Raw genomic sequence first — 17,959 nt, 5'->3', positions numbered from 1 at the left:
TTGTATGCAAAGTATAATACTTATGATACAACTCTTCGTGAACCGGGAGAGGGAACTTGATTTTCTCAACCGGAAATATTCTGAAAATTCATCCCAGATGATCGTTTTGTATGGAAAACGGAGGATTGGAAAGACCGAACTGATAAAAAAATTCATTGAAGACAAGGACGGGGCATATATCCTCTGCACAAATGACAGCACGGAGGAGAATATCAAAGAGATGAAAGATAAATTCGCCGCCCTCACCGAAAAAGAATATTTCAGGGATATTGATGTCTCATCGTTTTATTCATTATATAAGTACCTTTCAGAGGAGTTGGGCGGCAGAAAGGCGGTAATTGCGATCGACGAATTTCCATATTTAATTGAGCTGAACCGCGGAGTTGTATCAGTCTTTCAGAAGATCTGGGATGAACTCCTTGTAGAGAGCAATATATTCCTGATACTATGCGGCTCTTCAATGGGAATGATGGAAAACGAGGTTTTAGGTTACAAAAGCCCGCTATACGGGAGGAGAACAGGAGAATGGAATGTTTCATCGATGTCATTTAGGCATGTAAAATACTTCTATCCTGATTATGAAAAAGCCGATCTGTTCAGGGTATGGGCAATATGCGGAGGCGTACCTTTTTACCTTCAAAAACTTGACGGCTCCCTGACAGTCGAAGAGAATATAAAGGAAAAGATCCTCAAAAAAGGTGAAATCCTCTACAACGAGCCCGGAGTTCTGCTCAGAGAAGAGTTCAGGGAGCCGAAAATATATACACTCATCCTGAAATATCTCTCCCTTGGGTACAATAAACAGGGGGAATTATCTTCGGTCACCGGAATAGACAGGGGCAACCTTTCAAAATACCTTTCAGTGCTTGAAAACCTCCATTTTATTGAATATATACTCCCTCTTGGGAGAAGAAAAGGCGGAATCTATGAGATCAATGACCAGTTCTTCAGGTTCTGGTTCAGATTTGTATATCCGAACCTGTCGGATCTTGAAATGAGCCTTGTTGATGAAGTCTATTCCCGTATCTCTTCCGGGCTCAATGCCTATTACGGAAAGCAGTTTGAGCATCTGGTAATCGAACAGATAAAAACCAAGGAAATCCCCCTCCCTTTCTCATTTACTGATGTCAGGCCCTGGTGGCATAAAGAACATGAGATTGATGCAATTGTCACCAACCCGGAGAACAGGGAGATTTTATACGTGGAATGTAAATGGAAAAGTCTTGACAAAACCGGTGCCGAAAGGACCCTCTCAGGGCTTGAAAAAAAGTCATGCTATGTTCAGTGGAATAATGAATCCAGAAAGGAGTATTTTGCTCTATTTGCAAAGAAGATAGATGGAAAAGAAATTCTGCGTGAAATGGGATATAGTGTATTTGATCTTGATGATCTCTGAACAGAACTATTTTGGCAAGGTATAGGCATGATATACTCTCTCCATCGGCAGGCAGAGACAGACCGAGAAATGATTATTCCTGTTTGTATTCTTTTAAGAGTGTATACAAAGTATAATACTTCTCATACAACATTTGGATGAGAAGCCGGATAAAGAGATGTCCCTGATGACGTCAAAACAGATCCCGATCGTCGCCTCTTCATCCGGTACCGGGAGGATGACGGTGACCTCCGAATCGCCGGAGGATGGACGCGTTGGAGTCTCCGGTCCTCCCCCTCTTCATCCCGCCTCTCCCTGCGCGGGGCCGACCCGCCATCCGACCGATCGGTCGATGCCGAGCGTTTGTTCTATGGGCCGCTGGCGGTGGCAGGCCGGGGCGGACCTCCCGGACCTTGCAGGAAGGAGTTGTACCCCGGTCGGTTAGGAGCGTATCCGGCGGTTTGCGCGGGACTACTTCGGGGAGTATGCCGGGTACGCGCAGGAGTGCCTCTACTGCGCCCGGGGTCCGGCACGTCGCCCCCGGTGAGGCTCACTCCTCCTTCTTACGGACGCGCTGCCGGATGATCCAGGCTGCCGCCAGCAGGGCGAGGATACCGAGCCCGACGAGGCCGGGGATGACGATATCGCTAAGGTGGATAGGCACTCCGCAAATCGAGATAACAGGCGAGGCGATGCCGATGGCGACCTATTTTCCGGGAGGGACAAACACCCTGTCAGCAGCGATATCCCGGGGCCCGCGCATCGTCGTGTTGTAAAGATGCGCCCTCGTCTCCGGGGGCATGCTCTCCAGGAATTCAGGGCAGGTCATCTCATAGTACTCACCTACGGATGCGTTCTGCTCCAGTATCCGCTGGTATACCAATGCGTGCGATTCGTTGAAGGGGCACTCGACGGCGAGCTGCTGGCCTGCGGTCTCTTCAAAAACCAGCCCCGGCACAGAAGTAAGAACCGCCAGCAGTGCAAGGAGCAGGAGAGAGATCCGGGGACTGTGTGTCATCGACCTAGAGGTGGGCGTCCGGGATATAAGGTCGTGCCGGGACCTTTTCCAGCATCCCCGGTTTCCGGGTCTCCACTATCCATGCCTTCCCCCCGCTCACCCCCCGGTGAAACTCGCGATAAACCCGTTCTCCTTCATCCCGAGCACCTCCTCCGGCGTTCCGTCGGCCAGCACCTTCCCCTCCTCAAGGAGGCAGAGGCGGTCTGCGAGTTCGAGGACGTCGCGCAGGGCATGCGTGACGACGATGCAGGGGATGCCGGCATCCCGGATCTGGTCGCGGAGCTCCGTCCGCATCGCGCCTCGCGCCCGCATATCCACGGCCGCAAGCGGCTCGTCGAGGAGGAGGAGTTCCGGGTCGAGGATCAGCGCCCGGGCGAGGGCCACCCGCTGCCGCTGGCCTCCCGATAGCCGGCCTACGTTGACGCCGGATAGGTCGGAGAGGTTCATCGCGCGAAGGTGCTCCGCCACGGATCTGGCTATCTCCGGCTTCGGCACCTTCCTGCACCGGAGGCCGAACGCCACGTTCTCAAAGACGGTCATATGCGGGAAGAGAGCGTAGGACTGGAAGAGGTGGCCGATGTTCCGGTTCTCGGCAGGGATATCGATCCGTTGTCCGTCCGAGAAGAGCGCCCGGTCCCCGAGGGTGATCTCGCCTGCATCAGGCGTAAGGATGCCGGAGACGAGGTTCAGCACCGTGGACTTGCCCGACCCATTCTCCCCGATGAGGACGAGGGTCTCCCCCGACCGGACCGAGAGCGCGACATCGAGGGGAAAGTCCCGCAACTGCCTGATAACATGGAGAGAGAGCATCAGTACCTCCTCCGGGTGACGATCTTCACCGCGGAGATCACCGCAAACGATATCACGACGAGGATGATGGAGAGGCTGATCGCGGCGTTCATGTCTCCCTGCATGGTCGTATAAATCGCAAGCGGCATTGTCTGGGTACGGCCCTGGAAGTTCCCGGCAAACATGATCGTGGCGCCGAACTCTCCGAGCGCCCGGGCGAACGAGAGGATTGCCCCGGAGACGAGCCCGCCCCATGCAAGCGGAATGGTAATCCTGAGGGCGACAGTTCCGGGGGACGCCCCGAGGGTCCGCGCTGCATCCTCGTAGAGGCGGTCGATCGCCTCGAAGCTCGCTCTCGCCTGCCGGATGTAAAACGGCGAGGCGACAAAGACCTGGGCCGTGACCACCGCGAGGGTGGTGAAGGCGATCTGGATGCCGAAGACGTCGAGGTACTGCCCGACCACGCCCCGGCGCCCGAACGCCATCAGCAGCGCGAGGCCCGCCACCGCCGGCGGCAGGACCATGGGGAGGTCGGTGAGGGTGTCGACGAGCTCCCTCCCCGCGTAGTCCCGCCGTGCGTTCACCAGGGCAAGCGGCGTCCCGAAGAGGACGACGATCGCCGTGCTCACCGTCGCGGTGACGAGAGAGAGGGAGAGCGCATCGAGGACCACCGGTGCGGCAAGTGAACGAAAGAAAGCTTCCGGCGAGATGCGCAGGAAGAGCGAGACGACCGGCAACGTGACGAAGAGGAGGAAGATAACAAGAAGGACGGAGATGAGGAGGGCAAGCGCCGCCCTCCAGAACCGCGTCCGGCTGCCGGAGAGGAGAACCTCACGCTCAGGCAGGGATCGGGTCAAATCCATAGTCTGTCAGGATGGCGCTGCCGTCCGGACCCCGGACGAATGCTATGAACGACTCTGCTTCAGTCTTGCTCGGCGATTCCGCAAGGATGCCGAGCGGATAGGTGGCCTTGACGTTGTACTGGGCCGGGATCTCGATCCGCGTCACTTTGTCCAGGTCGTCCCTGGTGACGTCCGACTTGTAGACGATCGCCGCATCCGCCTCGCCGAGCGCCAGCTTGGGCACCACCGAACTCACCGCTGTCTCCTCGGAGATGACGTTCTGCATCACGGCTTCACGGTATGCCTCGCCGTATGCAGGGTCGGCAGCCAGTTTCTCGAGCATCTGCCGGGTGTAGTCGCCGAAAGGAACATCCTTGGTGCCGATGACGATCTTCACGCCCGACTTATTCAGGTCGGCAAGACCCGTGATCCCCGCCGGGTTATCGACCGGGACGATCAGGGCCAGATTGTTCTCGAGGAATGGGGCCACGGTGCTGTTGTCCATGAACCCCCCGTCCTGGAGGGCCTGCATGTGCTTCGTGCTTGCAGAGACAAAGATATCTACGTTCGCTCCCTGTTCGATCTGGGTGCGGAGGGTCTGCGAGCCGTCGAAGACGAAGTCGACCTTGACGTTCTCGTTCTGTGCTTCATATGCTCTCCCGATATCAGTGAAGGCCCCCGTGAGCGACGCTGCCGTAAAGACGGTCAGAGTCGTTTCCCCAGGAGCCTGCGGGGTGGTCGTACACCCCGCAACCAGGAGAGCGGCAATAATTAGAAGACTTACGGCAACAAGGGTTGCCGGAACTGACATCTTCATGCTACACCTTTCCTATAAAAGGGTTGCAGTTCCAGGTATTTAATTTAGTTTATTTTATACATTTATTAAATAAAATAGATTAACCGTTTCCTACAGTATTAAAAGGTATAGTGTCGCCGGACCTCGCCGCACAGAAAGGAGGGAACAGGCGGGCCCGAACCGGGAAAATGGCCCTCATCGGAGATCGACGCCGGGGCGAACGTGAAAACAGGGAAAATTCAGGCTTTATTTGAATGATCCTTGCAGAAATGAAGCAGGTTCTGATCAGGAACACCGTCGCTTCACTTCATCCAGGAGTTCGCGACGGACCCCCTCGATGCGCTCGTTCACCATCCGGGCGAGGGGGTCCTCGCCCATGGAATCGTAAAGCATTGGCCGGTGCGGCACCTCTTCGAGTGTCCGGGCCTTTGTCAGTTCCCCAATGACGGCCTGTGCCATGTTCGAGTACTCATCGCGATCGACCTTAGCCTTCAACCACCGGTACAGGTGGCCCGGCAGTCGCACACCCACCTGTTTGCTTGAAACGGTATCGGGGGACTCCATCTCCTATTTAGGTAGCCTGCAGAACAGTTATATCCTGTCATTTTTATTTTTCTATTGCGATACCATAGGATACCAATAGATACCATTAAACCTTCTTAGACCCGATCTAAATGCATGAGATGGAGCAAGCCGGTCAGCCTGTGCCTGCCGGAAAGCGTCCGACAGGCACAAAATGAATGGGGCTGCAGCACGACAGAGGGGAGCAACCACACCGGAAACAAGAGGGCTGATACGTGCACGTAATAACCCGTACCCAAAAGACACCGGGCTCATCGAACGCCGTCGGGGATACCGATGAGGGGACGTGCACTCCCGACCCCTTCTGCGGTTGCCAGCACCAGGACCCCGTTAACGGCAGTCGGGGAGCGCACGTCGCCCACCAGTGCCCCAGGTGCGGGTCCCCGGGAGAGTTCCACGGAACCGTCGATCTCTCCGACCGGGGCCTCTATGCCCAATACCGGTGCGCCGGGTGCGGCCACGGGTTTATGGTGAGAATGAGATGATACCTATAGATAACATTCAAGAGCATGGCATTCAGGGAAATTGACGATGAACTGTGGAGGATCGTCCAGAAGCACCTTCCTCCGACGAAGCCGCACGTCGGCCGACCCCGACGCGACCCTCGCGGGTTGTTCAACGGCATCCTCTACATCCTGACCACCGGCTGCACCTGGCGCGACATTCCGGTTAAATATGGCACGAAATCGACGATTCACCGGTATCACCTTGAATTGTGCGAGAAGGAGGTGTACCAGGCGATCTTCTTCGACCTGCTCCGTTCCGGGTATGAGATCCGGAAAACACGGAAGATCAAAAACCGGAAACTGCAGAGCGGTTTTCGTGTCGATCTCTCGCGCTGTGTGACGGATACCAACGATATCCAGGCGCAACAGGGGGATCGGCCGGTTGTAATGGCAATAAACCGGTAGACGGGAAGAACAGTCCCCCACCCGGACCATTCCGGGGGTTCGCCCCCGATCACCTCCCGGTAAACGGTGAGGTTGGCCAGGAACGTCTGCCGCAAGGTGTGCCCGGGATAAAAGCCGTTTCTCCGGGTAGACCTCCGGTGCGGCCCCGGCGACAGAAATTCTACGATAAGTATCCGATCGAGATGCACCAAGGGTTTTCGGGATCTTTTGGGACGACATCAGGAGATCTCCGAAAACGCCTTTCCGGGATGGGGACGGCCTGACAACGCAACGGCTCGGCACCTCTCCGCCGGGCGTTCTTCCGGAACAAAAAAATTTACGTCCCGATCGCCCAGCTGTTCATGTAGGTCTCCTGCTCTGGCGTCAGACGGTCGATCGAAAGACCGAGCGCGGCGAGTTTCAGCCGCGCCACCTCTTCGTCGATGGCGGAAGGGACGTCGTGAACCCCGGGAGCGAGATCGCGGCCGTGTTTTGCGATGAACTCCGCAGAGAGCGCCTGGACGGCGAAACTCAGGTCCATCACCTCGACCGGGTGGCCCATGCCCTTCGGTGTTGCAAGGTTCACGAGCCTCCCCTCGGCAAGGACATGAACGGCCATGCCGTCGAGCATGTAGGTGTCGATCCCGTCCCGGTGGACGGTGGAGTCCGCGTGGGATGCGAGCCACGCGACATCGATCTCCACGTTGAAATGGCCCGCGTTCGCAAGGATGGCCCCGTCTTTCATCTTCGGGAAGTGCTGCCCGGTGATGATGCCCGCATTCCCGGTGGTGGTGACGAAGATATCGCCGAGGGCCGCCGCCTCATTCATTGTCATGACATCGAACCCGTCCATGTGCGCTTCGAGCGCCCTCCGGGGGTCGACCTCGGTCACGATGACGCGGGCACCGAGACCCCGGGCCTTGCGTGCAAGCCCCCGGCCGCAGTAGCCGTACCCCGCGACGACGAACCGCTTTCCGGCGATGAGGACGTTCGTCGTTATCATGATGGATGCAAGTGCGCTCTCCCCGGTGCCGTGGACGTTATCGAAGAAATGCTTCATCGGGGTATCGTTGACGGCGATAACCGGGAATTCGAGCGCCCCGTCCCGTGCCATGGCGCGGAGCCGGTGGATGCCGGTCGTCGTCTCCTCGCACCCGCCGATGACCGAATCGAGAACGTCCTGCCGCTCGGTGTGGATGCGATAGATCAGGTCCATACCGTCGTCGATGGTGATCGCAGGACGGGCATCGAGCACCCGATCGATGGCCGCGTAGTATTCCTCGACGCTCGCACCCCGACGGGCATAAGAATGAACCCTATCCCGAGTGTTGAGCGCCGCCGAGACATCGTCCTGGGTCGAGAGAGGGTTGCACCCCGTGATATGCACCCCGGCACCGCCCGCCGCCAGGGTCTCGACCAGCACCGCAGTCTTTGCCTCGACATGCAGGGCCATGCCGACGGTCATGCCCGAGAACGGTTTTTCCTCGATAAACCGCTTCCGAATAGACGCAAGGACCGGCATATACTGCCGCGCCCACGCGATTTTGAGATCTCCAGATTCCATTAATTCCACCAGACCGGTATCTGTCCGGAGAGTTCTCCGGTTTGCCTGTAAGGGTATCTTTCGGGATCACTTAAAACTGAGGGGAGCGGCACAGGTTTCAGAGGAGCAGGATCGCCCGCGTGGATGTGCAACATCTATTGACAGATGTCCGCGAGGAGCATCCCCGGAATGTTCATCCGATGGATACGCTCATTGAACACGGATTTTCTCCGGATATCCCCTCGAGGGGGGGGAGGGAGGAGCATCCCCCCTCCCCGTCAGCCCCGCTCCCATTGACGATATCCAATGGAATACCACGAAGGCGCAACCGTGGTCCCGGGATAACGTCCCGCACACCGGATAGTGCGTCTGCCCGGTTCCTGCGGAACCTCGCAAGGTACACCTCGCACATACCAAACCCTCATCACCTCCCGCTCCCCAACCATTACCCATGGTTCTGACGAAGCGGATCATCCCCTGCCTGGACCTCAAGGACGGGCGGGTCGTCAAGGGCACGCACTTCGTCGGGCTGCGCGACGCGGGCGACCCCGTCGAGCTGGCCCAGCGCTACAACGAGCAGGGTGCGGACGAGGTGGTGTTCCTCGATATCACCGCCACCCGGGAGGACCGGGGCACCATCGTCGACGTCGTGCAGCGGGCGGCCGATGAACTCTTCCTCCCGCTCACCATCGGCGGAGGCATCCGGACACTTGACGACATGAAGCAGCTCCTCCGGGCGGGTGCGGACAAGGTAAGCATCAACTCAAGCGCCGTCCGGGACCCGGGACTGATCTCGCGGGGCGCCGAGCGGTTCGGCACCCAGTGCATCGTCGTCGCCGTGGACGTCCGGCGGAATTATGAAATGACGCCGGGAAAAACGCCGATCGCCCTCGCCGACGGCCGGGAGTGCTGGTACGAGGTCGTGACTCACGGCGGGAGTAGGCCGACCGGGCTTGACGCCGTCGCCTGGGCGCGAGAGGCCGAGGAACGCGGGGCCGGCGAGATCCTGCTCACCAGCATGGAGACCGACGGGACGAAGGAAGGGTTCGATATCCCGATCACCAGAGCAGTCTCGTCGGCGGTCGGGGTCCCGGTGATTGCAAGCGGCGGCGTGGGCACCCTCGAACACTTCTACGACGGGTTTACAAAAGGTAAGGCCGATGCCTGCCTCGCGGCAAGCGTCTTCCACTACGGTGAGTTCACCGTCCGCCAGGTGAAGGAGTACCTGGCGGAACGGGGTATCCCGGTACGGCTGTAAGGTCGAGCGCAAGCGCCGCCACCGGATGCTCGAGGTCGAACGCGGTTAAGACTGCCGGGTGGATCTCCCCGAACACCCCCGCAATCCTCCCGCCGACGACGATGTCCCCCCGGCGACCGTCGATGAACGCCGGGTCCGCCGACTCAACGACCGTGTAGGAAAGGGAGAGTTCCCGGCAGAGGGCATCCGCCGCTGCATACGCTTCAGAAAAATCGGCCCCGGGGTGGATGCTGACCGCAGCGACCTTCTGATACGTGACGCAGGCCTCGACCACGTCGCCCACCGCAAAGAGCCGTTGCGGGAGTTCGCGGTGCTTGTTCGCCTGGAGCATCTCCATGAGCAGCGGAAGGAGGTCGGTGCGGACCACCGTCTGCTCCTCGCTGATCGGGTGGAGCACCCGCAGGGTTCCGGGCAGGGGCTCCCGCTGCATGTTCGAATAGAGCACCCGTTCGTTCGTGAGGGTGAACGGCATCATCTCGAGGTATCCGAGACCGGTCATCACCAACCGGACGGCGGCCGCGATGGCGGTGGTCGGGTGCTCCTCTGCAATGGTTGAGGTTGCCGGGAGGACGGCATCGAAGTTTTCGAAGCCGTAGGCGATCGCCACGTCCTCAAAGATGTCCCAGTCGTGCAGAATGTCCGACCGGTAGCAGGGAACGAGGACCCGGACCCGCAGGTCTCCGTCGGGTTCGGCACCGAACCGCATCCGGCGGAGGAGCCGCGCCATCTCCTCCGCCGTGAGGGGGAGACCGAGGAGGGAGGCGCACTCCCCGACCGAGACCACCCGCTCGGCCGGCGCAAGCGAAGGGATCTCCCGCCCGTCGACGGCGACCGTCTCAATCGTCGCCCCGGCCTCGGCGAGCGCGGTGCAGATGATGTTCACCGCCGTCATCACCGCCTTTTGATCGGTGCCGGTGCAGTCGAGCAGAATGTTCTTCGTTGCCGTCGTGACCCGCGTCAGTTCCCCGTTGATGATCGGGGGGAACGAGAGAACCCGGTCGTCGGCATCGACGATCAACGGGAACCGGGCGAACCCCTCAACCAGGCGGGCGTAATCCCTGCCCTTCGGGTGGTCGGTAAGGATCTCGTCGAGGGTCATCTCCCGCTCGAAGTCCAGCGGAACGAAAGAGCGGCTCCGGGGTGAGGCGATATACCGGAAGGGCGGCGTGACCGCATCGAGGTCGTGGACGCCGATCGCCACTTTGGCCCGTCCGCGCCCGACCGCCCAGTGGAGAGCCTCCTGGAGGCTCATCAGGCTCTCGATCGCCTCTTCGTCGAGGTCGACGTTCCGGATCACCGCCGAACCCAGGCACGGCCGGATATCGGCAAGACCCGGGTCGACCGAGAAGGCGATGCCCGAGGGCCGGACGGTGTAGACCGGTAGGCCCTCCTCGATCCCGAGGAACCCGCGCATCGCCCGGGCAACGCCTTCGGGCGAGTAAAGGTCCGGCCGGTCCGGGAAGAACTCGACGTCCACGTGGTCTTCCTCAATCCGCTCGATATCGGCCCCGATCATCGGAACACGGTCGATGATCGTCTGTCGGTCGGTCCCGGTCAGCCGTTCCAGGTACCGGTAGGGTAACGTGATTACTGCCATCTCACCGCCTCCCGCCGTAGGTGGGCGTCTCCCGGACCCACTCGACGTCGCTCCGGTAGAGCTGCCGCAGGTCCCGGAGACCGAGTTTCAGCATCGCAACCCGGCTTATCCCGAGACCCCACGCGAGCACCGGGTGCTCGATCCCGAAGGGTGCGGTCACCTCCTGCCGGAAGACGCCCGCTCCCCCGAGTTCCACCCAGCCAAGCCCGTCGACGTAGACCTCGGGCTCCACGGAGGGCTCGGTGTAGGGGAAGTAGCCGGGCCGGAACCGGACCTTCTCAAAGCCCATCTTTCCGTAGAACTCCTTCAGGAACCCGAGAAGGTGGCGGAAGTTGACCCCCTCGTCCATCACGACGCCCTCGAGCTGCTCAAATTCGGCAAGGTGGGTGGGGTCGATCGCTTCCCGCCGGTAAACCCTGCCGATGCAGAACGCCTTCACCGGGGGCTTCGGGTGTCTCGCGAGATGCTGGATGGAGAGGCTCGTCGTATGGGTCCGGAGCACGCACTGCTGCGCCTTTTCCGCGCTCCAGACGCCGCCCCACCCGGTGGAAGAGGTCGCGCCGCCGAATTCGTGCATATCGCGGACGCGCTCATACCCTGCCGGGAGCGGCCAGCGCTCGCCAAGGAAGAAGGTGTCCTGCATCTCCCGCGCCGGGTGGTCCTGCGGCTGGAAGAGCGCGTCGAAGTTCCAGAACGAACTCTGCACGATCCCGCCCGCCATCTCCGTAAATCCCATATCAAAGAGGATGCGGCGCATCTCGTCAAGGAGGCGCTGGTAGGGGTGGATCTTGCCCGGGTAGACGCGCTTCGGCAATTTCCCGACGTCGTAGCGCCGGAGAGAGAGACCTTTCCACGCACCGGAGAGGATCTGGTCGCGGGTGAGCGTCCCCGTCTCTTCCTGCAGGTCAAGCCCTCCGGCGAGGAGGGCCTTCCCTCCGGGCGCCATCGAGACGATGTAGGTGACGGCCTCCTCCTCTGCGACGAGCCCGCGCCGAAGAAGGTCGGCAACCCCCACGCTGTCTTCGACCGCACCGCTCTCGCCGAGCCGGGCAAACGCGGCCTCGTCGGGCCCCGGGGCGGAAGCGCCGGTCTTCTGCACGACCCCGTCCCGGATGGCGACCCAGCCCTTCTTCCGCATCCAGCCGATCCCGATCTTTGCAAGCGGGTGCCTCTGGAGGTCCCGCATCGGGATCGTCTCCCCGAAACTCTCCAGCAACTGCCGTTCGGGAAGGCCCTTCCCGAGATAGGTCCGGCCCTCCTCCGTCGGAGTGAACCGCCGGGAGATGCGTTTTTCCACGTTCACAAGCCCCCGTTCACCGGCGAGATTCGCGTACTGCACCACCGCCTCCGGGCGGGCGTTCATCTTCTTCGCAAGAGTAGCCGCGTCGGCGGACCCCGTCGACCCCAGGGCGACCAGGAGCCTCTTCTCGTTCAGCGTCAACTCCACCGTTCACACCTCTTCCGCAAGGTGCTCGACCGCGTCCATTTTCTCCCGCAGATCCACGAGAAACGCCTGCACCCGCTCCAGCGTCTCCTTCTTGCACTGCCCGCAGGTGAGTTCGCCGCTCTCGCACCGGCGGCGTAAGTCGGCGAGTTCCACGTCGTCTTCGAGCATGTGGAAGAGGTTTAAGAGATAGACCGGACAGCGGTCGGGCTCGCCCCCAAGGCGCCGCTGTTCCTCAAGCGTCATCCGCCCCCCGGTCAACGCCGCCATAATCTTCTTCTTGAGCGACCGCTCGGACTCGTAGAACCCGATCAAACTGTCGGGTACGCTGCTCGACATCTTCCCGCCCTGAAGCCCGGGTATGAAGATGTGGTAGGTCGACGAAGGGAGGTAGAACCCGAACCCGCCGTGAGCGATCTCGATCTCCCGGACGGCGCCCTCCACCCGGTCCATCGAAAGACCGGTGACGTCCACATGGCCAGCATACTTCTTTGAGCCCGGGAACGCACGGGATACGGCCTCGAGAGCCTCTTCCGGGGCGTTCTTCGACCGAACGCTGATGTGATCGCCCCGGTCCTCGACCGTAAACATCCGGAGTTTGTAGGCCACGTCCCGGGTGAGCCGGATGTGCGGGTCCTGGTCGAGGCCGACCGGGACGACCGTCGGCGCCGGGCCCGCGTCGAGCTGCGGGAAGAGGATATCGGCAACCTGGGTGGCGACACTCACGGCGTGGGAGAGCGAGGTCTCGGGCCCGAACCCGTAGATCGCCGAGAGGTCCGAGAAGTTCACCTTCGTGGACGCCTCGAACGCCAGGTCCTTCAAGCGCTCGTTTTTGCTCTGGTAATAGGTCGTTCCCTCAAACCCGAGGGCGTAGAGGGCCTTGAGGTACTCTTTCCCGAACTCGCGGCACTTCTCCCACGAGAGGCCGCGAACCGCATGCGCCTCCCGGTCGGCAACGGCCACGTAGCCGTTCCCGCCCTGCCGGATGTGCCAGACCACCTCCTTCATGACCATCAGGTGCCCGAGGTGCGGGAGGCCTGAGGGCATGAACCCGGTCAGCACGTGAAACGGTGTGCGGTTCCGGATGGCATCGACAATCAGGCCGTAGTCCCGGTGTCCGACGACAACACCCCTGCGCATAAACGACGGTACCTCGGGAAGTCTGCGTGCGACCTCACCGATCGGCCCGATGCCGAATTCGGCAAAGAGTCGATCCACATCGATGGTCTGGTTACTCGACCACGGATTCATTTCGGACTGCATGGTCTCTGCTCACAGTTTGATTCGGGCAAATTCGACGTATCGGATATCGGTAGTGTATATGCAGGCAAACAACATCTTCTTTTTGACGCTATGCGCAAGCCTGACCGAGCGTGAGACCGCACTCATCGGCAGGGTGGTCCCGGACGGGACGGCATGGACGAGCATCTCGGAGTGAGGCTTTTTCCCGGAGTAGACACGGAAGTGATGGCCGAACTTGTATCCGGTTCTCGGGATGTAGCCCCTCCCCCGGAGGTCGGAGAAGACCCGCTCCTTTTCGCGGATCTCAACGTCCTTTTCGGCCACCGAATCGAGAAACTGCTCCGCGGTCATCGGTTCACCGTCCCGCGTGACCGCAAGACAGTGCCGGCGCATGAGGTAGATCGACTCGACCGGGCGGAGGAGCAGCCGCCGGGAGTCAAGCCGTTTGCCGTACCAGTCCTCTTCAAGCGGCGTCCCCGGCGGCAGGTGGGCCAGCGCGTAGGTCCCGAAGAGGGAAGCCTCCACCGGCGGCATGCTGCACCCGGCCGGCTCTCCGACCCGGGGGAGGTCCTGCACGCGCACCTCATAGTAGGTCAGCTCGTCCTCGTCGTCGACGACCGCAAGGAGATACTGCTTACGCATGTTGACCGCTGCAAGCACGTCCTCGCCCAGTCGGTCGAAGTCGACGAGGTCCCGCTCGGAAAGGACCCGGATCAGGTACTGGGACCTCCCGACCCCGGGCCGGTGACCGCGGCGGAAGACACGAAAATCGTGCGGACCCGGTTGAACCACGTACCCCCGCTCGCGGATGTCGCGGTAGACGAGGTACCTGCGGATAAAGTTCGGCTGACCGGCGAAGAGGCCGAGCAGGGTGTCGAAGTCAAAATCCTGTACGTCAATCTTATCTCGTTCTATGAGGTAGAGCGCCTCTTCGGGAGAGAGCCGGAGACCGTCCCCCTCCAGCCTCCCGTAACCCCCCTGCTCGTAGAGCGTGCGCCCTTCACTCCCAAGGCGCACCCAGGTTCCGTCGAATATCGCCGACACGTGCTAGAACTATTGGGAGTGCACGGACATTAAGGGATTGCCGACACGGCACGGGATGCCGGACCACCATGTTTTTTGCGTGCTGCACCTCACCAAGTGATGATCTTATGACGGAAAGACACCGATTCTTCTGGCAGCCGGGGATGGTCCTCGCGGCGCTGCTCCTCACGGCGGCGCTGCCGGCAGGAGCCTTCGCCGCAAGCGAGGCCGCCCCGTCGGTCTCCTGGAACGTGACGTTCTCGCCGGAGAATAACAACAAATTCGACGCCGTTGCACCGACCGCAGACGGCGGATATATTGCTCTCGGCTCCGCCCTTACGGAGGTCTACGGCGGCAAAGAAGACCTGCTGCTCGTAAAGACCGACGGCAACGGCACGCACGTCTGGAACCGGACATTCCCCGACATAGCGCCGGCTTCCGTCGCAGAAACCGCTGACGGCGGGTACATTATCGGCGCATACAACGTCTCCACGGCCGGGTCGGACCAGAATATCACCTATCAGGGCACTTCTTTCCTGATCAGGACCGACGCCGCCGGGACTGAGGAATGGCGGCAGGTTCTGCCCGGGATGATGGTCTCGTCCGTCGCAGAGACCTCTGACGGCGGGTACGCTGTCATCGGATGGCTCTGGAGCCGATCCGAATCGATAGACGACACGGCGGCGGCGATCGTGAAGACCGACGGCAACGGTACTCCCGTCTGGAACCGGACGTTCCCCGGCACCGCCGCGAATGCGGGGCTTGTGACCGCCGACGGAGGGTACGTCATCGGGGGCACGAAGTCCCCCTTCAATAACGACCGGGGAGATGCCTTCCTCATCCGCCTCGACGCCGACGGCAGCACCCTCTGGCACGAGAATTACGGGGCCCCGACCATCTACGACATCAAGGAGACCGGCGACGGGCGGTTCGTCTACGCAGGCAACTACTGGTACGGCCTCGTTGACGCGAACGGGGAGGAGATCTGGCTCAAGAACATGGAGGGCCTCACCGGCTACGCCGTCGGCCTGCGGCCTTCCGGAGGCTACCTGATCGCAGGCACGGACCAGAGGAGCAGTGAGGGCTTCGCCTTCGGGACCGATGGAGACGGGGCAATTCAGTGGAACACGACGTTCCCCGCAACCGGGGTCTACGCGGCCGGCAACGCTCCCGACGGCGGTTACGTCCTTGCGGGCATCCGGTTCCTCTCGCCCGACACCAGCGCCGCCTGGCTGGTCGGCCTTGAAGAGCCGGCCGAACCCGCACCGACGACGCCGGGCTTCGGCGCAGCGGTCGCCGGGACGGCGCTTCTCCTCCTGGTCGCGGAAAGAAAGATGCGAAGGTAATCTCCCGCCCCTATTTTTGTGTGAAAAAGAGTCTTTCAGGAGTTTTTCCACCTGAGGTAAAGGAACACCCCCACCCCCACGATGAGGAGGGCAGCCAGGCCCGGGACGAGGGGCAGATCCCGGGGACCCTGCCCGGTCTCCGGCGGCGGCGGGGTGCCTTCCGCGACCACCTGCACCGCGCCGGTCCCGGGCACCTCGATAAAGAGCGCATACAGGCTGAAGTGAGAGACATTGGCCGTGACGCTCCGGGTCTCCGGGTAGACGGCGGTGGGGACATCCTCCCAGTCGTCCGCCGACCGGTTGAACCACCGTACCAGGAGTTTGTTCTGCCCGCTGCCGTTGTAGACGGCGTCCCACTGCCCTTCCGTGAAGTTGAATGCCAGGGTCGCCGCAGGCGAGAAGGCGGCCCCCTCCGGGCCGAGGGTGCAGGCATACCCGGCAAATGCATACGCACCCCCACCGGGCACCGGGGGTACGTCGGCCGGATCGAGGTCCCCGAGGGTCACCGCAAGAAGCGGTCCGCCGGCGGCATCAACCGCCCGGACCCCCTCCGCAATAGTGAGGGTCGCGATGCCGGCGGGAGAGGCGATCCGGACGATCTGATCCACGACGCCGGTCTCCCGGAGAGGCAGCTGGCCGGGCTCAGCCTCATCCGGGGGGGCGGAGGTCGGCGTCGGGGTCGCTGTTGCGGTCGGAGCCGGCGTGTTCCAGTCCGGGGCAACCCAGGCGAAACCGCCTCCTCCGCCACCCCCGCCTCCCGTTGAGGTCGCCGGCGGGGGCGGGGTTGCCGGAGCAGGACGGACGGAGATATACCCGGTCTTCACCGCGGTGCTCTTCCCGGCGGCGTTTTCTGCGGTCAGGTTGACGGTGTAGTTTCCGGCGGCCGTGTAGGTGTGCTTCGGGTTTTGAGCGGCAGATGTTGCCCCGTCCCCGAAATGCCAGAGCCAGGAGGACGGGACTCCGGCGGACGTGTCGGTGAACGCGACCGTGAGGGGGGCCGTACCGTTGGGCGGTTCGGCACGAAACCCTGCAGCAGGCGGACCCAGGACCTGGATCTGCCTGGTTTTTGTAGAACGGGCGCTGCCGTCGGAGATCGTCAGGTTGACGGCATACCTCCCGGGCTCCTTGAAGACGTGAACCGGGTTCCGTTCGGTTGAGGCGGCACCGTCACCGAAGTCCCAGGACCACGACAGAGGCCCCCCGGTCGATGCATCGGCAAACCCGACCGCGAGCGGAGCGGGACCCGCGGTTACATTGGCGGTGAAGTCGGCAGCGAGCGGCCCGATGACCGTTATGTAGTCTTTCCGGACGGTTGTATTCTCCCCCGCGGCATTTGCAACAGTGAGAGAGACAGTGTAGGTACCGGGATTCCGGTACTGGTGAACTGGGTTCCGTTCGGCCGAAGACGCCCCGTCGCCGAAGGCCCATAACCACGCTCCGGGCCCCCCCGTCGAAGCGTCGGCAAACCGGACGGCAAGCGGCGCCCGGCCCTCGGTGACGTTTGCCGAAAACACTGCGGCTGGTCGTTCGATCACGGTAATATAGCCGCTCTTCGTCTCAACGTCGCTCCCTGCCGGGTTTTCGACCGCGAGCGAGACGGTGTAGGTGCCGGCCGCCGTGTAGGTGTGCTCCGGGTTCCGGTCGGAGGAGGTGCCGCCGTCGCCGAAACGCCAGGACCAGGCATCGATCTTGCCGGCCGAAGTATCCGTGAACCTGACGGTGAACGGCGCGGTCCCGCTCCGAACGTCGGCCGAAAACGATGCGATCGGGAGTTCGACAACGGTGATGTAGGCGGATTTTGTGATGCTCCCGCTGCCCGCCGCATTGCCGACGGTCAGACCGACGCTGTAGGTGCCGACCGCCGTGTAGGTGTGCTTCGGGTTTTGAGCGGCAGAGGTCGTCCCGTCGCCGAACTCCCAGAGCCAGGTGACGGGATTGTTCGCCGATTTGTCGGTGAACTGCACGGTGAGGGGGGCGCCGCCCGAGACCGGCGCGGCGGAGAAACCGGCGGCCGGGGGTTTTGACGGCTCTGCACGGATGAGATCGGTCTTCGCGACGGTGTCGGACCCGAACCGGTTGCTCACCGTGAGCGAGACGGTGTAGTTCCCCGGGCTCCTGTAGGTGTGCACCGGGTTCTGGTCGGTCGAAGACCCGCCGTCACCGAACTTCCACTCCCATTCCTCCGGATCGTCGTCGGACCGGTCGGTGAACCGG

Annotated in this window: 16 protein-coding genes; 5 read left to right on the top strand and 11 right to left on the bottom strand. The window is 61.5% G+C overall.

Annotation, left to right across the window (positions count from 1 at the left end; genetic code table 11):
- Positions 1–22 precede the first annotated feature (22 nt).
- Positions 23–1,396 carry an ATP-binding protein gene (locus BRA42_RS07480; RefSeq protein WP_342771134.1) on the top strand — a complete coding sequence of 458 codons (1,374 nt, stop codon included), beginning with the start codon at positions 23–25 and terminating at the stop codon, positions 1,394–1,396.
- A gap of 685 nt (positions 1,397–2,081) precedes the next feature.
- Here the strand turns inward: BRA42_RS07480 and BRA42_RS07475 are convergent.
- The 5 genes from BRA42_RS07475 to BRA42_RS07455 all read right to left on the bottom strand — a co-directional run bounded on the left by BRA42_RS07475 (position 2,082) and on the right by BRA42_RS07455 (position 5,279).
- Positions 2,082–2,393: a hypothetical protein gene (locus BRA42_RS07475; RefSeq protein WP_292409162.1), complete on the bottom strand. Its 312-nt coding sequence runs from the start codon at positions 2,391–2,393 to the stop codon at positions 2,082–2,084.
- Positions 2,394–2,489: 96 nt separating this feature from the next.
- On the bottom strand, positions 2,490–3,203 hold the full coding sequence (locus BRA42_RS07470; RefSeq protein ID WP_292409160.1) for a sulfate/molybdate ABC transporter ATP-binding protein: 714 nt from the start codon (positions 3,201–3,203) through the stop codon (positions 2,490–2,492).
- A complete protein-coding gene (locus tag BRA42_RS07465; protein ID WP_292409159.1) occupies positions 3,203–4,045 on the bottom strand; it encodes an ABC transporter permease in 843 nt (280 codons plus the stop codon). Before BRA42_RS07465 ends, BRA42_RS07470 begins: the two co-directional genes overlap by 1 nt.
- Positions 4,020–4,841 (bottom strand): molybdate ABC transporter substrate-binding protein, encoded by an 822-nt coding sequence (gene modA / locus BRA42_RS07460; protein ID WP_292409157.1) that lies wholly within the window; start codon positions 4,839–4,841, stop codon positions 4,020–4,022. Before modA ends, BRA42_RS07465 begins: the two co-directional genes overlap by 26 nt.
- A gap of 264 nt (positions 4,842–5,105) precedes the next feature.
- Positions 5,106–5,279: a hypothetical protein gene (locus tag BRA42_RS07455; protein ID WP_292409155.1), complete on the bottom strand. Its 174-nt coding sequence runs from the start codon at positions 5,277–5,279 to the stop codon at positions 5,106–5,108.
- A 338-nt stretch (positions 5,280–5,617) separates the two neighbouring features.
- Here BRA42_RS07455 and BRA42_RS07450 point away from each other — a divergent pair, with 338 nt between their 5' ends.
- Positions 5,618–5,887 carry a hypothetical protein gene (locus BRA42_RS07450; protein WP_292409154.1) on the top strand — a complete coding sequence of 90 codons (270 nt, stop codon included), beginning with the start codon at positions 5,618–5,620 and terminating at the stop codon, positions 5,885–5,887.
- Between the two features lie 24 nt (positions 5,888–5,911).
- On the top strand, positions 5,912–6,313 hold the full coding sequence (locus tag BRA42_RS07445; protein ID WP_292409153.1) for a transposase: 402 nt from the start codon (positions 5,912–5,914) through the stop codon (positions 6,311–6,313).
- A 316-nt stretch (positions 6,314–6,629) separates the two neighbouring features.
- Here BRA42_RS07445 and BRA42_RS07440 read toward each other — a convergent pair whose 3' ends face one another.
- Complete coding sequence (locus BRA42_RS07440; protein ID WP_292409152.1) at positions 6,630–7,856, bottom strand: adenosylhomocysteinase; 1,227 nt, start codon at positions 7,854–7,856, stop codon at positions 6,630–6,632.
- A 430-nt stretch (positions 7,857–8,286) separates the two neighbouring features.
- Between BRA42_RS07440 and hisF the strand changes: the two genes are divergently transcribed.
- Positions 8,287–9,093, top strand: a complete 807-nt coding sequence (hisF, locus tag BRA42_RS07435) for an imidazole glycerol phosphate synthase subunit HisF (RefSeq protein WP_292409151.1) — start codon at positions 8,287–8,289, stop codon at positions 9,091–9,093.
- On the opposite strand, the gene pheT is transcribed toward hisF, so the two are convergent.
- Genes pheT through endA form a run of 4 tightly spaced genes read right to left on the bottom strand, consistent with a single transcriptional unit; the run spans position 9,035 to position 14,420 of the window.
- Positions 9,035–10,690 (bottom strand): phenylalanine--tRNA ligase subunit beta, encoded by a 1,656-nt coding sequence (gene pheT / locus BRA42_RS07430; RefSeq protein ID WP_292409150.1) that lies wholly within the window; start codon positions 10,688–10,690, stop codon positions 9,035–9,037. The two genes, hisF and pheT, sit on opposite strands and share 59 nt — an antisense overlap.
- Before the next feature lies 1 nt (position 10,691).
- Complete coding sequence (locus BRA42_RS07425; protein ID WP_342771133.1) at positions 10,692–12,137, bottom strand: phenylalanine--tRNA ligase subunit alpha; 1,446 nt, start codon at positions 12,135–12,137, stop codon at positions 10,692–10,694.
- Positions 12,138–12,140: 3 nt separating this feature from the next.
- Entirely contained in the window at positions 12,141–13,397 is a 1,257-nt protein-coding gene (locus BRA42_RS07420; protein ID WP_292409148.1) for a tryptophan--tRNA ligase, read from the bottom strand.
- Between the two features lie 9 nt (positions 13,398–13,406).
- Entirely contained in the window at positions 13,407–14,420 is a 1,014-nt protein-coding gene (endA, locus tag BRA42_RS07415) for a tRNA-intron lyase (protein WP_342771132.1), read from the bottom strand.
- A gap of 107 nt (positions 14,421–14,527) precedes the next feature.
- On the opposite strand from endA, the gene BRA42_RS07410 reads away from it, so the two are divergent.
- Positions 14,528–15,745 (top strand): hypothetical protein, encoded by a 1,218-nt coding sequence (locus BRA42_RS07410; protein ID WP_342771131.1) that lies wholly within the window; start codon positions 14,528–14,530, stop codon positions 15,743–15,745.
- Between the two features lie 35 nt (positions 15,746–15,780).
- Here BRA42_RS07410 and BRA42_RS07405 read toward each other — a convergent pair.
- The coding region (locus tag BRA42_RS07405; protein ID WP_342771754.1) for a PKD domain-containing protein at positions 15,781–17,959 on the bottom strand (2,179 nt) is incomplete at its 5' end.

It is taken from the genome of Methanoculleus sp. UBA374 (genome assembly GCA_002508705.1).
In the GTDB taxonomy this organism is placed as follows: domain Archaea; phylum Halobacteriota; class Methanomicrobia; order Methanomicrobiales; family Methanoculleaceae; genus Methanoculleus; species Methanoculleus palmolei.
The sequence above is the reverse complement of the archived record's forward strand: the minus strand, read 5'-3'. Positions and strand labels throughout refer to the sequence as shown.

Bases quoted from the DNA above. Each gene is read 5' to 3' on its own strand.
- BRA42_RS07480 (WP_342771134.1), top strand. From the start codon at position 23: ATGATACAACTCTTCGTGAACCGGGAGAGGGAACTTGATTTTCTCAAC.
- BRA42_RS07475 (WP_292409162.1), bottom strand. From the start codon at position 2,393: ATGACACACAGTCCCCGGATCTCTCTCCTGCTCCTTGCACTGCTGGCG.
- BRA42_RS07470 (WP_292409160.1), bottom strand. From the start codon at position 3,203: ATGCTCTCTCTCCATGTTATCAGGCAGTTGCGGGACTTTCCCCTCGAT.
- BRA42_RS07465 (WP_292409159.1), bottom strand. From the start codon at position 4,045: ATGGATTTGACCCGATCCCTGCCTGAGCGTGAGGTTCTCCTCTCCGGC.
- modA (WP_292409157.1), bottom strand. From the start codon at position 4,841: ATGAAGATGTCAGTTCCGGCAACCCTTGTTGCCGTAAGTCTTCTAATT.
- BRA42_RS07455 (WP_292409155.1), bottom strand. From the start codon at position 5,279: ATGGCACAGGCCGTCATTGGGGAACTGACAAAGGCCCGGACACTCGAA.
- BRA42_RS07445 (WP_292409153.1), top strand. From the start codon at position 5,912: ATGGCATTCAGGGAAATTGACGATGAACTGTGGAGGATCGTCCAGAAG.
- BRA42_RS07440 (WP_292409152.1), bottom strand. From the start codon at position 7,856: ATGGAATCTGGAGATCTCAAAATCGCGTGGGCGCGGCAGTATATGCCG.
- hisF (WP_292409151.1), top strand. From the start codon at position 8,287: ATGGTTCTGACGAAGCGGATCATCCCCTGCCTGGACCTCAAGGACGGG.
- pheT (WP_292409150.1), bottom strand. From the start codon at position 10,690: ATGGCAGTAATCACGTTACCCTACCGGTACCTGGAACGGCTGACCGGG.
- BRA42_RS07420 (WP_292409148.1), bottom strand. From the start codon at position 13,397: ATGCAGTCCGAAATGAATCCGTGGTCGAGTAACCAGACCATCGATGTG.
- BRA42_RS07410 (WP_342771131.1), top strand. From the start codon at position 14,528: ATGACGGAAAGACACCGATTCTTCTGGCAGCCGGGGATGGTCCTCGCG.